Here is a 14250-nt window from a genome sequence, read left to right on the forward strand (position 1 = left end):
TTTCTAGCCTCACCGGCTTCAAGGAGCGACGTCCCCATGCAAAGACAGGCAGGAACCGGGCTGTTCCTCAAGCGGTGCATCGACGTGATGGCGGCGGGGGTGGGCTTGCTATGCCTTGCCCCGGTGATGGCCGCCACGGGTCTGTTCGTCCGCGTGACGATGGGCAGCCCCGTCCTCTTCCGGCAGTCGCGCCCGGGCCGCAAGGGCAAGCTGTTCACCGTCCTCAAGTTCCGCACGATGCTGGAGGCCACGGACGCGAACGGCCAGGCGCTGCCGGACGAGCAGCGCCTCACCTGGGCCGGGCGGCTCCTGCGCTCCACCAGCCTGGATGAGCTGCCGCAGCTGTGGAACGTGCTCCGGGGCGACATGAGCCTCGTGGGGCCGCGCCCGCTGCTGGTGGAGTACCTGCCCCGCTACAGCGAGGAGCAGGCGCGGCGCCACGACGTGCTGCCCGGCGTCACCGGCTGGGCCCAGGTGAACGGCCGCAACGCGCTCAGCTGGGACGAGCGCTTCCGGCTGGACGTCTGGTACGTGGACCACTGGAACCTCGCGCTGGACGCGAAGGTGCTGGCGCTGACGGTGGTGCGGGTGCTCCAGCGCCAGGGCATCTCCTTCGCGAGCGAGGCCACCCTGCACAAGTTCATGGGCAACCCGCCGCCGGCCTCCAACGTCGTGCCGCTCCGGCAGCAGGAAGCCAGCGCCGTCAGCCCGCCGTCCGCAGCCCCTGCCTCCGGGGAACGTCGCGGACCACCTCCACCACCCGCTCGAGCTCCTGTCGTGTGAGGTTGGAGCCGGACGGCAGGCACAGGCCGTGGCGGAAGAGGTCCTCCGCCACGGCGCCGCGCCGCCGCTCGAAGGTCGCGAAGACGGGCTGCAGGTGCATGGGCTTCCACACCGGCCGCGCCTCGATGTTCTCCCGCTCCAGCGCGGTGCGCACCGCCTCCCGGTCCGCGCCGAACGCCTCCGGGTCGAGGGTGAGGGTGGTGAGCCAGCGCGTGTGCCGGCCCCACGGCGCCTCGGGCATGAACTCGATGCCCGGCAGGTCCCGGAAGGCCTCCGCGTAGAAGGCGTGGTTCGCGCGGCGCGCGGCCACCCGGTCCTCCAGCACGTGCAGCTGCCCCCGCCCGATGGCGGCCAGCACGTTGCTCAGCCGGTAGTTGTAGCCAATCTCCGAGTGCTGGTAGTGCGGCGCCGTGTCGCGCGCCTGCGTGGCCAGCTTGAGGGCGTGCTGGACCAGCTCCCCGTCCGCGGACACCAGCATCCCGCCGCCGGAGGTCGTCAGGATTTTGTTGCCGTTGAATGAATAGATGCCCACGCGGCCCACCGTGCCGGGGGCCCGCCCCTTGTACGTGCTGCCCAGGGCCTCCGCGGCGTCCTCCACCACGGGCACGCCGTAGCGGTCGCACGCGGCCATGATGGGATCCAGGTCCGCGCTCTGGCCATACAGGTGGACCACCACCACGGCGCGGGGCAGCCGGCCCACGCGGGCGCGCATGGACAGCTCCTCCTCCAGCAGCGCGGGGTCCATGTTCCAGGACGTGCGCTCGCTGTCGATGAAGACAGGGGACGCGCCCAGGTAGCGGATGGGGTTCACCGACGCGGAGAAGGTGAGCGTGCTCACCAGCACGTCGTCGCCGGGACCCACGCCCACCAGCTGGAGCGCCAGGTGGAGCGCGGCCGTGCCGGAGCTCAGCGCCAGCGCGTGCGGGGTGCCCACGCAGCGGGCGAACTCCTCCTGGAAGGCATCCACGTGGGGACCCAGCGGGGCAATCCAGTTGCTCGCGAACGCGTCATCGACGTAGCCGCGCTCGAGCGCGCCCATGTGGGGCGAGGACAGGTAGATGCGGGAGGACATACGAAAGCTCCAGGCAGGACCGGGCATTCGGAACCCGGCATTGCCTGGAGCGTTCGCACACTCCCTCCTCCCGCGCGCTCGGGCGGGAGGAGGAGGTGTCTGTCCGTATTGTGGAACTCGGCTTACAGCGCCGAGCCCGCGCCCAGCAGCTTCGCGTTGAGCGCGGCGTTGCCGTAGAACTGGGTGTTCTGGCCCACGGAGTGGGTCTCCAGACGCTTCTGGAGGTCGGCGTTGTAGCGGCCCAGCTTCATCAGGCCGTCATTGAACCAGCCCGTGCCGGTGCCGGAGCCGTCCACGTAGTTGCTGTACCGCTTGGCGGACGGCCAGATGACGTTGTTGAGCGTCACGACGAACTTGCGCATGTCCGCGTCCGTCCACTCCATGCCCGCGTCGTGGGCTTCCACGAGGTAGGCCATCACGCCGTTGCCGTGCGCCACGTCCTGGCCGGGGCGCCGCTTGGAGCCCCACTCGGCGGCCCAGAAGTACGCGCTGGCGTTCACCGGGCTGGTCTGCAGCTGGCCGCGCAGCGACGAGGTGTTGTTGGGCATGTCACGGTTGATGTTGTTGAAGACAGTCAGGTACTGCGCCTTCTTCGTGGCGTCCGTCGTCATCTTCGACAGGTCCATGGCGATGTAGGCCCAGTGCGACGCCATGTGGGTGTTGACGCGGTAGATGTAGCTGTTCGCGCCGCGCTTGAGCCACTTCTCGAACATGTTCCGTTCGGTGAACGCCAGCAGCTTGTCGTACTGCGTCTTGTACGTGCTGTTGTTGTAGAGGGCAGGCGTCTCACGGATGGTGCGCAGCATGCGCGTCACATAACGCCAGCAGTAGCTCTCAAAGAGAGGGACTTCCTGGCCCAGCGTGTCCGAGCGGGCGGACGCCCAGCCCAGGTAGCTGTCCTTGAACTGGCTCCGGGGCAGCGAAGAGGAGACCTTCGCGTTCTTGACCATGTTGTTCACATACAGCAGGGCCCGGTCCATGTACTGCGTCTTGCCCGTGGCACGGTACATCGCGGTGTTGCCATCGATGCCGTAGGACAGGTCGTAGAACTTCCAGCTGTCCAGGGAGGTGCTCTTGGGGAGGAAGCTCGAGGTGTGCTCCGAGTTCCAGCGGTTCAGGAAGAGCGTCTCCCAGCCGGCGACCGTGCGCAGGCTGACGGCGGCCTGGGCAGTGGTCCCCAGGCTCTCCTCGGTGGTGGCAGGCGCTTCCGCGGCTGCAGGGACGTCCGCCTCCGGAGTGGAGGGAACCGCCTCGGTCTCAGGCTCGGAGGGAGCCGCGGCAATCTCTTCGGGGGAAGAGGGAGCAAGCGTGTCCCATTCCGGGGAGGCGACTTCGGTGCTGCCCGGGGTGGTGTCTCCGTTGTCAACGACCGCGCTGGAGCTGTCCTGCTCGGGGTTGGGGCCACACGCGCCACCGACCAGCAGGCTCAGGGACAGCAGGGACGACAGGGCGCGACCAGACGTGTTGCGACGACGAGGTTCCAACATCAGGGGGGTCCTGTGGGGTAGCTCCCGTTGACAACCCGGTGCGCTACCCTGTTGTGGGAACGCCGGAGTGCGTTCACAGGTCGCCAGAAGCATTTGGCGACCCGATGAATTCCTTTGTGATTAGACAAAGAATAAATCACGACTGCCTGTGAGTGTTCAGTCCAGGGCCACATGGGCCTGTCCGCCTGAGCCGGTTGGGAGATGTATGACGAGGACAGGGCAGGCGAGCGCCATGCTGGTTCCCGACGCGGGAGCCTCGGCGCGGTCCGGGGAGTACTTCCGCTCCGAGCATCACCTACGCGCCGAGCAGGTCACCCATACGCTGGTCATCAAAAACGATACAGACAGGACGTTGCGCGTGCCACTCATCGTGCGAGCGATTGAGGGGACGGCCTATCGCGACGCCATTTCTCCGTATGGGTTTCCAGGCGGCGCGGTGGACGGCTGGAGCGAGGTGCCAGCACCCGCGGTGGACTGGCGGGCCACGGAGCTGGTCAGCATCTTCGTGAGGGAGCGGGTCCAGGGACCGCACTGCTTCTCGGGAGGCACGGCGCGCAACGAGGTCTTCTTCGTGGACCCGTGCCGCCCGCTCACACTGCGGGAGATGCACCGCCGGCACCTGCGGCGTAACGCCCGGCTGGGCTTCGTGAGCACCGTGCGTGCGGCCCGGGACGCGCCGCCCGAGGAGCGCGCGGGGTTCCGGGACGTGTACCGGCAGACCATGGTCCGGGACCAGGCGTGTCACCGGTACTTCTTCTCGGACGCGTACTTCGAGGAGCTGTTCGCGTCCCCGGCCGCCTGGCTCGCGACGACGCGTGCGCCGGACGGCGCCGTCGCCTCCGCGGCCCTGGTCGTCCAGAGCGATGGCCTGCTGCACTACTACCTGGGCGGCACGGCGGATGCGCACCTGGCGCGCTCGCCCGCGAAGAACGTCTTCGGAGAGATGATCGACCTGAGCGCCCGGCTGGGGCTCCCCCTCCACCTGGGGGGCGGGCTCACGCCGGGGGACGGGCTGGAGGACTTCAAGCGCGGCTTCGCCAACGCCAGCGGGCGCATCCACACGCACGAAATCATCTGCGACGCGGCCGCGTACGCCGCGCTGGCGGAGGGCTGTCCCGCGGGCGGCTTCTTCCCCGCCTACCGCGCGCCGCCCCCGCCATGACGAAGCCCCGGCCTCCCGCGCCGGAGCACGGGAAGCCGGGGCCTCGCGACCGGCGGACAGGTCGCGTGGGGTCAGGCGCTGACGTTCTTCTCCGCGGCGGAAGCCTTCACCCCGGGGAAGGCGGGCAGCACCTTCGCCACGGCCCCCGGCATCTTCGACGGGGTGTACGCGGGGATGAGGTCCTGGAGGGCGCGCTTCACGTCATGGACGTCACCGGCCCTGGACGCGCGGTCCAGGCGCTTGAGCTGGAGCTGGAAGTCCGCGGGCGGCGCGGGGCTGCGGGCCACCTTGATGCGGTTGCGCACCTGCTGGGTGAGCTCCTCCTCCTCGGACATGAGCACCTCCTCCAGCTTCTCCCCCGGACGCAGCCCCGTGTAGACGATGGGGATGTCCTTGTCCGGCACCAGGCCCGTCATGGTGATCATGTTCGCGGCCAGCTCCGCGATGCGGACCGGCTCGCCCATGTCCAGGATGCACAGCTCGCCGTAGCCGCCCAGGCCGGCCAGCACCACCAGGCCCACCGCCTCCGGGATGATCATGAAGTAGCGGGTGCAGTCCGGGTGCGTGACGGTGACGGGGCCGCCCGCCTGGATCTGCTGCTTGAAGAGGGGCACCACGCTGCCCGCGGACCCCAGCACGTTGCCGAAGCGGACGGCGCAGAACGTGGTGCGCGACGTCGCGGCGATGTCCCGGATGACCATCTCCGCCAGCCGCTTGGAGGCCCCCATCACCGACGAGGGCTTCACGGCCTTGTCGGTGGAGATGAGGATGAAGCGCTCGGCCCCGCAGGCGTCCGCCATGCGCGCCACGTTCTGCGTGCCGAAGACGTTGTTCTTGATGGCCTCCTCGGGCGAGTCCTCCATCAGGGGCACGTGCTTGTGCGCCGCCGCGTGGAAGACGTACTGCGGCGCGAACTCCACGCCAATGCGCATCATCCGGTCCAGGTCGCGGATGTCCGCCACCACGGAGTGCACCGGCACGTTCGGGTAGCGCGACTGCAGCTGGCGCACCAGCAGGTAGAGCTCGTTCTCGTTGATGTCCACCACCACCAGCGACGCGGGCGAGTGCCCCGCCACCTGCCGGACGATTTCACTGCCGATGGAGCCCGCGCCGCCGGTGACGAGGATGCGGCGGCCCGTCACCAGCCGGTGCACCTCCTCATGGTCGAAGGCGATGGCGTCGCGGGGCAGCAGGTGCTCCGGGGACAGGTCGTGCAGCATGGCGGCGGTGATCTTCTGGTCCAGGTAGGCGAACGAGGCCGGGATGATCTTGAAGCTGACGCTCTGGTGCCGGCACAGGCTCAAGAGGTGCCGCGTGCGCTCCGGGGACAGCCGGGGGATGGCGATGAGCACCTGCGTCACCCGGTGCTTCTTCATCAGCTCCGGCAGCGCGTCCAGGACGCCGAGCACCGGCTTGCCGTTGAGGAAGGTGCCCTGCTTGCCCGGGTCGTCATCCACCAGCCCGATGACGTGCCACGGGCTCGTCCGGTCGCGCAGCAGGTCGCGCAGGAGCAGGTCCCCGGCGCTGCCCGCGCCCACGATGAGGGTGCGCTGCGAGCCCAGCGCCCGCGCTCGCCGCTGGTCCAGGTACCACTGCCGCGCCATGCGCGGGGCGAAGCGGTGGAAGCCCAGGAGCGTGGTGGTGACGAAGAACTCCAGCGCGACCACCTGCCCCGGCAGCGACTCCGCGAAGAAGACGGTGCGCAAGAGCTCGAAGACGATGGTGGCCGCGAGGCTGGCCAGCTCCAGCCGGACCGCCTCGTGGATGCCGGAGCGGTGGAACGACCAGCGGTGCAGCCCCAGCGACACGAGCGTCACCAGGCGCACCGCGACCAGGAGCGCCATGGCGCGGGGCAGCACCTCCCGGCACGCCGGAGGCAGCCCGTCAGCGAAGTGCAACACCGTGGCGAAGAGCAGCGAGCAGGCGATGAGGACCGCGTCCACGCCCAGCATCCGCAGCCAGCTGAAGCGGTGAGCCCTTCGCGGAGCCTCCTCCGAGGCCTCCCGCGGCTCCACGTCCATGCTCAGCGCATCCAGCTTCTGACCGTGATTCATCGAAGTCTCCCCCCTCCGACCTGGCGTTCACGGAAGATCCGCCGTCTTCCACGCATAATCAGGAAGACACGCCTTAGCTCGGATATCGAGGAAAGATGGCCTCGTCTCCAGCGAGACCCAAGCCGTCCAGGAGTGCAGTCCGACTCCGTGGCCGTGGGGATGCGTGGCATTGAGCAGACCTCCTGCCCCGCGGTGTGGAAACCCAGACATGCCCCGGGCCCTCCAGGCGCCGGAAGTCCACAGCCTCCAGGTCCGCCAGGGCTGTGTTTCAACCATGCGACACGCGCCGGGAGGAAGGGATGGGCCGCCCGTGGCGCGATGGCCACGGCACCTGACTGACACTCCGCGAGCCTTGCTCCCCTGGAGCCCGCCCGCCACGCTGGCACCATGACGACCGAATTCATCCTGCTCCGGCACGGGGAGACGGAGTGGAACGCCCTGGGGCGCCTGCAGGGGCACCTGAACAGCTCGTTGAGCCGCGAGGGGCTGCGGCAGGCGGAGGCGCTCGCGGCACGCCTCGCCACCCTCCCCTTCCAGGCCCTCTACAGCAGCGACCTGGACCGCGCGGTGCAGACGGCGGCCCGCATCGCGGCGAGGACGGGCCATGACGTCCAGCGGGATGCGCGGCTGCGGGAGCGCGGGCTGGGCATCCTCGAAGGGCTGACGCGCGCGCAGGCCGGCGAGCGCCATCCGGAGGTCTTCTCCGCGTACGCGGAGGGCCACGCGGACTACGTCGTGCCCGAAGGCGAGAGCGCGTCGCAGCGCTTGCGGCTGGCGCTGCACTGTCTGGAGGAGCTGGGCGCGCGCCATGCGGAGGCCCGCGTCGTGGTGGTGACCCATGGGGGCGTGCTCAGCGCCCTGCTGCGCCACTGCCTGGGCATCCCGTCCGCGGCGCCGCGTGCCTTCTCCGTCCTCAACGCGGGCTGGAACCAGTTCGACCTCCACGCGGGGGCCTTGCGGCTGGTGACCTGGGGAGACGTCAGCCACCTGCGCGCGCTCAGCCTGGACGACACCTGAGCCGGCCCGCCGCGCTCGGCCCGGGACAACCCCAGGCGTCCTCGAGCGCCCCGCCGTGCTGGAGTTCCACCGGGACGGCCCTGCCGGAGGGGGCCCGGTGGCCCTACAATGGAGCGCGCCATGCGCACGCCATCCGCTCCGGGGCTGGGACCGCCCGCTGTCTTCGTGGGCCGCGCCCAGGAGGTACGGCGCCTGGGTGACATGCTGAAGCGCGTGCACACGGGGGTCGTCTACGGGCTGCCCGGGGCGGGCAAGTCCGCGCTGGTGGCGGCGGTGGCCGCGAGGCACCGGGGCCCCGTCGTGCACCGGCGCGTGCGTCCCGGGGACACGCTGGACACGGTGGTGGACGACGTGCGCCGGCTGCTCTGTGACGCGCCCGTGGCCCAGGCCTTGTCGGACGCGTCGCGGCTGGAGGCGCTGGCGGGGGAGCTGGAGGCGCGCCGCGCCCTGTGCGTGCTGGACGACCTGCACGTGCTGGGGCCGCCGGAGCGCGCGGCGCTGGTGGAGGACCTGGGAGGGCGGCTGCGGCAGGGCACGCTGCTGGCGACCTCGCGCGAGTCGGTGCCCCGGCACGCGGCGAGCCCGGACCGGGTGGAGCTGCGGCTGGAGGGCCTGGCGGAGGAGGCCGCGCGAGAGCTGTGGCGGGAGCTGGACGCGCTCTACGGCGAGCGCGACGGCTTCGACGCGGCGTGGGAGCGCTCGAGGGGCCTGCCCTTCCTCCTGCGCCGGGCCCACGCGGGCGACACGGGCGGAGACGAGCCGGTGCGCGCGGCGCTGGCGGCGCTGCCCGGGGACGAGCGGCGGCTGGCCGCGATGCTCGCCTTGAGCCAGCTGCCCCTCACCGCGGCCACGCTGGAGCAGGTGCTGGCGGACACGCGGGAGCGGATGCCCGCGGGCGAAGCGCTGCGCCAGCTGGGCGCGAAGCTGCTGGTGGAGACGGACTCGCGGGGCCGGTACGGCGTCCACGACCTCGTGCGCGAGGCGATGGTGTCCCTGCTGTCCCCGGACGAAGCGCGCGCCGCGCACGAAGCGCTGCTGGAGGTCCTGGAGCGCGAGCCGCTGCCCGCCGTGGTCCGGGTGCGCGGCGTGTGCCGCCACCTCCAGGCGCTGGGCCAGCACGAGGAGCGCGCGGCCTTCATCGTCGCGCAGGCGGAGCCGCTGGTGCGCCACGGCGCCGCGGACGAGCTGCTGGGCCTGCTGGACTCGCTGCCCGCCGGACTGCGCACGCCCCAGGTGCGGCTGGCCCACGCCCGCGCGCGGGTGCGGCTGCTGGATTTGCGCCGCGCCTACCCGGAGCTGCTGGCCCTGCGCGCCTCGCTGGAGGCCGCCGCGGGCGCCCCGGCGCCGGAGTCCAACGAAGCCCTGCGCGAGGGCGTGGGCGCCGTGCTGGTGCGGGTGGCCCTCTTCGCGCTGGAGCCGGAGGCCTGCGAGCGCACGCTGGAGGCCATGCCGGTGCCGAGCAGCGCGGAGGTCTTCCTCCAGCAGCTGCTGGCCTGGACCGCGCTGCGCTTCTTCCAGGGGCGGCTGGACGAGTCCCTGGCCATGCTGGACAACGCCGCCGCCGCCACCGGGGACCGGCGCGTGCTGGGGTGGTGCGCCTACGCCCGCGCGCTGATGCTCTGGATTGAAGGCCGCGACAGCGAGCTGGCGGAGCCCCTGGCCCAGTGCGTGTCCTTGCTGGAGGACGCGCCGCTCGACTCGCGGGGCCCGCTGGTGGCGGCCATGTCCGCGGGCATCCTCAGCCGGCTGGGCCGCTTCACGGAGGCGGACGCCGCGCTCGCGAGCGCCCGGGAGCGGCTGGGCCAGCTGGGCGCGCCCCGCCTCGCGCTGGAGCTGGACTGCATCGAGGCGTGGGTGCGCGGAGAGCGGGGCCAGCGGAGAGCGGCGCTCGCGGCGCTGCGGGAGACCGAAGGCCGCGCGGAGAAGGCGGGCTACCTCTTCGTCCGGCTGCTCTGCCGCGTGGGCGCGGGCCGCATGCTGCTGGAGCTGGGCCGCCGCGCGGAAGGAAGGGCCCAGCTGGACGCGGTGGAGGAAGAGGTCCGGGCGCGCGGCGTGGTGGGGCTGATGCGGGCCGCCCGGGTGGCGCGCACGCTGGACGTGCCGGGGCCGGAAGCGCCCCCCGTCCCCGTGGAGCCCCGCGAGGTGCGCCCCGGCATCGCCGCCCGCCAGCGCGCCCTGGCCGCCCTGGCCGACGCCCGCGGCGCGGACGCCCCGCGCGCCACGGCGCTGCTCACCGCGCTGGAGCCCCTGTCCCGAGGCGAGGACTTCGTCCTGGAGCACACGCTGGCGCACCTGACCCGCGCCACGCTCCACCGGCACGCGGGCCGGACGCGCGAGTCAGCCGAAGCCCTGGCGGAGGCCCTCCGCACGGGCACGGAGGGCGGGCTGGACCCGGAGCTGATGGCGGAGCTGACCCGGCCCCTCGCCTCCGCCCCGGAGGCCCCACGCCCCCAGCAAGCGCCCGCGCCGGAGCAGGTGGTGCTGGACGCCCGGCGTCACGAGCTGCGAGCCCCGGGGAAGACCGTCTCCCTGGAGCGCCGCGCCCTGCCGCGAAGGCTGCTCTACGCGCTGGCGCGCCAGCCGGGGCGCACCCTGTCGAAGGAGGACTGCGTGCGCGCCATGTGGAACGCGGACTACGACCCGCGCCTGCATGACAACGCGCTGCGCGTCCACGTGAGCCACGTGCGCGACATGCTGGAGGGCACCGGCACCCGCGTGGTCTTCGAGGACCCCGGCTACCGGCTGGAAGTCACTCCGGGCTTCACCTTCGTCACGGAGTAGACATCCGCGGACCGGGCAGTGCGTCACGGCTGTGACACGCTGTAGCAGCCGGGCAACTCCATTACAGGAGTTATCCAGTTACGATAAATTACAAGGCAGGGTGTTTACATTTCCTTCTGGATTCCTCCAGAATCCCGGCGCTTCATAATTTCCCTCAAAGCCGAGGTTCACATGATTTCAGGTCAGGTCGTGCGTCGCTGGGCTGCCGCCAGCGTGGTGTCGCTGCTGGTCGTCGGTTGCGGTCCCCAGGCCACGGAGGAGAAGCAGGCGCAGCCGGAGACCCCGGCGCCGGCCGCCACCTCGCAGGAAATCGTCGGTGGCACGGCCACCACCATCGGGGCGAACCCGTGGCAGGTGTCGCTGCAGAGCAGCGGCGGCAGCCACTTCTGCGGCGGCTCCATCATCAACGAGAACTGGATCCTCACCGCGCAGCACTGCGTGAACTCGGGCGGCAGCATCTCCAAGCCGGGCCGCATCGTGGCGGGCGTCACCAACCGCACCACCACCACCGGCGGGCAGGTCCGCACCGTGGCCCAGGTGTTTGTCTATCCGGGCTACGTGGACGCGAACGTGGGCAAGGACGCGGCGCTGCTCAAGCTGTCCTCGCCGCTGGACCTGAGCGGCGCGAACGTGAAGGCCATCCCGCTGGTCACCGCGGCGGACGCGGCGGCGGGCGTGACCAACCCCGGCGTCGTGGCGCGCGTCACGGGCTGGGGCACGCTGTCCAGCGGCTCCTCCTCGCTGCCGAGCACGCTCCAGACGGTGGACGTGAACCTCATCAGCAACGCGGACGCGCAGGCGGACTACCAGGGCCAGGAGGTCATCTCCGCGGACCAGCTGGGCGCGAAGGCCCCCGGCAAGGACTCCTGCCAGGGTGACAGCGGCGGTCCCCTCACCGTCCTCAAGGGCGGCACCCGCGTGCTCGCGGGCATCGTGAGCTGGGGCTACGGCTGCGCCGACGCGCAGTACGCGGGCATGTACGGCCGCGTGTCGTCCTTCGAGAGCTGGATCACCACCACCATCAACGGCTCGTCGCAGCCGACGGTGACGCTGCTCAGCCAGACCAACCTGTCCGGCTCCGCCAGCACCTGGAAGCACTACGCCATCACCGTCCCCGCGGGCGCCTCGTCCCTGACGGTGGAGCAGGCCGGCGGCACGGGTGACGCGGACCTCTACGTGCGCCAGGGCTCGCAGCCCACCACGACCGCGTACAACTGCCGCCCGTACCTCAGCGGCAACGCGGAGACCTGCTCCTTCTCCGCCCCCGCGTCCGGCACCTGGTACGTCTCCGTGCGCGGCTACTCCTCGTACTCGGGCGTCTCCGTGAAGGCCACGGTGCCGTAGTCGTCACCTGACGCTCCCGTGAGCGTGAAGCCCTCTTCCTCCCGAGCGGAGGGAGGGGGCTTTCGTGTTTCAGCGACCCTGGGTGAGAGGAATGCTACACCCGAGGTCATGGCCCGGCCCGTCCCCAGAGCTTCCCGCTGTCCCCACTGCAACGCGCCCTTCACGCCCCAGGCCTCGAAGACGCACTACGTCTGCGGCTACTGCGGCCACGCGTTCGACCTGGAGGGCCCGCTCCCGGCGCACCCCGTCCCGCCGCGCGCCCCTCCGCCGCCCCCGGCGAACAAGCAGGCCCTCATGGTGGTCATGGGCCTGGGGGTGATGCTCATGATGGGCGTCATGGGCGCGGTGTTCTTCCTGGCCACCGGCCCCGCGGATCCGCCCCCGCGCCGCCCCGCCGCCGTCGCCCGGCCCGTGCCCCCTCCGGTCATCCCCGCGCCGCCCGTCGAGCCCCCGCCCCCGCCCCCGCCCGCGCCCGTCGAATGGGCGGAGCAGGGCACGCCCGTGTTCGTGGACATCAACGGGGATGGGACGGAGGACATCGTCGGTCACGCCAGCCGCCACGTCGGAGGCTCCGACTCCAGCCACTTCATCGCCGCGTTCGACGGGCGGACGTTCCAGAAGCTCTGGGAGTCGCAGCCTTCGGAGGGCCCGGACGCCGGGAGCTACACGAAGGTCATCGCCCAGGGGGGCCGGCTGGTGATGAGCGAGCAGCGCGCGGTGGAACTGCTGGAGCTGGAGACGGGCAAGCGGCTGGGACGCGTGCCGCTGACGGACTCGCCGGGCCGGCTCTGCATCCCTCCGGGGGACACGACGTCCGTCTGGGTGGGGGTGGTGGACGGCCAGCACCTGCTCTTCGACACGCGCACGGCCACCGCGAAGTCCGCGCCCCGGGTCCCGAAGGGCTGCGCCACGCAGCCCCTGAGCCCCCAGACCTGCAACATGCGCCGGCCCGCCGGGCACCCCACCACCTGCGAGCGCTCCAGCTACCCGCCCTCCGACATCCGCGGCTTCTCCACGAAGTACCTCTACCGCGCGAACGGCTACACCCTGTCCCTGGGCACGCGGTGGCCGGGGACGCAGGTGCCCCTGGTGGGCCTGTACGCGCCGGGCAACCGCAAGCCGCTGTGGCACGGCGTCGTCGCGGACCGCGACCCGCTCGAGCTGCGGGACGTCGCGCCGGAGGTGGCGGAGATCGCCCCGGATGCCGTGTACGTCATCTACGAGCTGGCGAAGGGAGGCCAGCGCCTCATCCGGCGCGACCTGCTCACCGGCGCCGTCGCCTGGGACGTGGCCCTGCCCGCGTTCCACTCCATCTCCATGCTCAACGTCCTGTGGGTCCGGGGCGACCGGGTGTACGTGCCGCTGTGGGGCGACTTTCACGTGCTGGACGCCGCGACGGGCAAGCGCCTCGGCGGCCTTGGAGCGAAGTGAGTCAGTAGATGGAGATGAGGTGGACCCGCACGCGGGGGTTGCCCAGGTACTCCTCCAACCGCCAGCGGGTCCGCATCCCGTCCTCGCGGATGCCCACGCCCCCGTCGGTGGGGGCCTCCGCGCTGGCGAGCGCGTCGCGCAGGTGGGCCACCGCCCAGGTGTCGAACTTCGGGTCCCCGGAGCCCTCCAGCACCTGGAGGTCAATCAGGCTGCCGTCGCGCGCCTGCCGCACCTCCACGATGGCGACGAGCGCGAGGATGGGGGCGGTGACGTCCGTCATGTACATGTTCGCCGCGCGCCCGGCCTCCACGGCCGCGCGCAGCCGGTCGGACGTTTCGCCGCGGATGTCCCGCTCCTGGGGCGCGAAGGGAGTGCCCGTCCGGCCGAACCGCTCGATGGCCTCCAGCTGCTCGCGCTTCAGCCGGCCGAGGACCACCTGCTTGTTGGGAGGGGGCGGGTTCACGAGGCGCTCGGCGAAGCCCTGGCGCAGCTTCGCGAAGTAGGGCGGCGTCGCGCCGGAGGCCCGCGCGGACGCGGTCGCATCCTTGGCCCAGCCATCCACCCGCTGACGCGCCTCCTCCGCCTCACGGGCCGCCAGCGCCTTGGGGTCCGGCTCCGACCCCGGCACGTTGCGGAGCGTCCGCCCCGTTGACGGAGGACCCTTCAGCAGCCCACCGCCCAGGAGCCCGGGCGGCTCCAGCTGGAGCGGGACGTCCCGGACCGGGGGGGATGCGCGCTCGGGTGCTTCCGCGAGGGGCGCCGGAGCAGCGCTCCCGGTGGGCGAGGGAGCCTCGGCGGGCGCTTCGTCCTTCGCCCGCGTGGAGGGCTCGCGCTCCGCCAGGGGAGCCGGCGCTTCGTCCTTCGCCCGCGCGCGCGGGGAGGGTTCGCGCTCCGGCGGATGCGCGGGCGAGCGAGGGGGCCGCGGCTTCGCTTCGGGCTCGGGCGGCGCGGGGCGTGCGTCCCGGGTGACGACCTCCAGCTCGATGACCCGCGGCGGCTCGTGAGGCCGGACGCGGCCGGACGGGCTCCGCGACAGCGCCACGAGGAGCGCCACGTGCAGGAGCACGGACACCCCGAGCAGGAGGAGCAGCTGTGAGCGGCGGGACACGAAGGTCAGCT

General features: G+C 71.8%; 10 protein-coding genes. 6 read left to right on the forward strand and 4 right to left on the reverse strand.

The features are described 5' to 3' along the window. Positions 1–36: 36 nt before the first annotated feature. Positions 37–783 carry a sugar transferase gene (locus NR792_RS20900; RefSeq protein WP_375754431.1) on the forward strand — a complete coding sequence of 249 codons (747 nt, stop codon included), beginning with the start codon at positions 37–39 and terminating at the stop codon, positions 781–783. Here the strand turns inward: NR792_RS20900 and NR792_RS20905 are convergent. Both NR792_RS20905 and NR792_RS20910 read right to left on the reverse strand, forming a co-directional pair. Beyond that, on the reverse strand, positions 704–1855 hold the full coding sequence (locus NR792_RS20905; protein ID WP_375754432.1) for an aminotransferase class I/II-fold pyridoxal phosphate-dependent enzyme: 1152 nt from the start codon (positions 1853–1855) through the stop codon (positions 704–706). The two genes, NR792_RS20900 and NR792_RS20905, sit on opposite strands and share 80 nt — an antisense overlap. Before the next feature lie 122 nt (positions 1856–1977). Continuing rightward, positions 1978–3342 (reverse strand): hypothetical protein, encoded by a 1365-nt coding sequence (locus NR792_RS20910; protein WP_375754433.1) that lies wholly within the window; start codon positions 3340–3342, stop codon positions 1978–1980. Positions 3343–3700: 358 nt separating this feature from the next. On the opposite strand from NR792_RS20910, the gene NR792_RS20915 reads away from it, so the two are divergent. Then, positions 3701–4504: a GNAT family N-acetyltransferase gene (locus tag NR792_RS20915; RefSeq protein WP_375754434.1), complete on the forward strand. Its 804-nt coding sequence runs from the start codon at positions 3701–3703 to the stop codon at positions 4502–4504. Between the two features lie 71 nt (positions 4505–4575). Here NR792_RS20915 and NR792_RS20920 read toward each other — a convergent pair whose 3' ends face one another. Next, positions 4576–6558 (reverse strand): polysaccharide biosynthesis protein, encoded by a 1983-nt coding sequence (locus NR792_RS20920; protein ID WP_375754435.1) that lies wholly within the window; start codon positions 6556–6558, stop codon positions 4576–4578. Positions 6559–6945: 387 nt separating this feature from the next. On the opposite strand from NR792_RS20920, the gene NR792_RS20925 reads away from it, so the two are divergent. From NR792_RS20925 to NR792_RS20940, 4 genes are all read left to right on the forward strand, one after another. Further along, positions 6946–7575 (forward strand): histidine phosphatase family protein, encoded by a 630-nt coding sequence (locus NR792_RS20925; protein WP_375754436.1) that lies wholly within the window; start codon positions 6946–6948, stop codon positions 7573–7575. 120 nt (positions 7576–7695) lie between these two features. Beyond that, positions 7696–10356: a winged helix-turn-helix domain-containing protein gene (locus NR792_RS20930; protein ID WP_375754437.1), complete on the forward strand. Its 2661-nt coding sequence runs from the start codon at positions 7696–7698 to the stop codon at positions 10354–10356. Positions 10357–10545: 189 nt separating this feature from the next. Then, complete coding sequence (locus NR792_RS20935) at positions 10546–11700, forward strand: trypsin-like serine protease (RefSeq protein WP_375754438.1); 1155 nt, start codon at positions 10546–10548, stop codon at positions 11698–11700. Between the two features lie 108 nt (positions 11701–11808). Further along, a complete protein-coding gene (locus NR792_RS20940) occupies positions 11809–13131 on the forward strand; it encodes a hypothetical protein (protein ID WP_375754439.1) in 1323 nt (440 codons plus the stop codon). A 1-nt stretch (position 13132) separates the two neighbouring features. Here NR792_RS20940 and NR792_RS20945 read toward each other — a convergent pair whose 3' ends face one another. After that, entirely contained in the window at positions 13133–14239 is a 1107-nt protein-coding gene (locus NR792_RS20945) for a ferrichrome ABC transporter substrate-binding protein (protein ID WP_375754440.1), read from the reverse strand. Positions 14240–14250 lie beyond the last annotated feature (11 nt).

The sequence above is a fragment of the Corallococcus exercitus genome, assembly GCF_042231735.1.
Classification (GTDB): domain Bacteria; phylum Myxococcota; class Myxococcia; order Myxococcales; family Myxococcaceae; genus Corallococcus; species Corallococcus exercitus_B.

Excerpts from the sequence above, each read along its gene's own strand:
- NR792_RS20900 (WP_375754431.1), top strand. The coding sequence starts at position 37 with ATGCAAAGACAGGCAGGAACCGGGCTGTTCCTCAAGCGGTGCATCGAC.
- NR792_RS20905 (WP_375754432.1), bottom strand. The coding sequence starts at position 1,855 with ATGTCCTCCCGCATCTACCTGTCCTCGCCCCACATGGGCGCGCTCGAG.
- NR792_RS20910 (WP_375754433.1), bottom strand. The coding sequence starts at position 3,342 with ATGTTGGAACCTCGTCGTCGCAACACGTCTGGTCGCGCCCTGTCGTCC.
- NR792_RS20920 (WP_375754435.1), bottom strand. The coding sequence starts at position 6,558 with ATGAATCACGGTCAGAAGCTGGATGCGCTGAGCATGGACGTGGAGCCG.
- NR792_RS20925 (WP_375754436.1), top strand. The coding sequence starts at position 6,946 with ATGACGACCGAATTCATCCTGCTCCGGCACGGGGAGACGGAGTGGAAC.
- NR792_RS20930 (WP_375754437.1), top strand. The coding sequence starts at position 7,696 with ATGCGCACGCCATCCGCTCCGGGGCTGGGACCGCCCGCTGTCTTCGTG.
- NR792_RS20940 (WP_375754439.1), top strand. The coding sequence starts at position 11,809 with ATGGCCCGGCCCGTCCCCAGAGCTTCCCGCTGTCCCCACTGCAACGCG.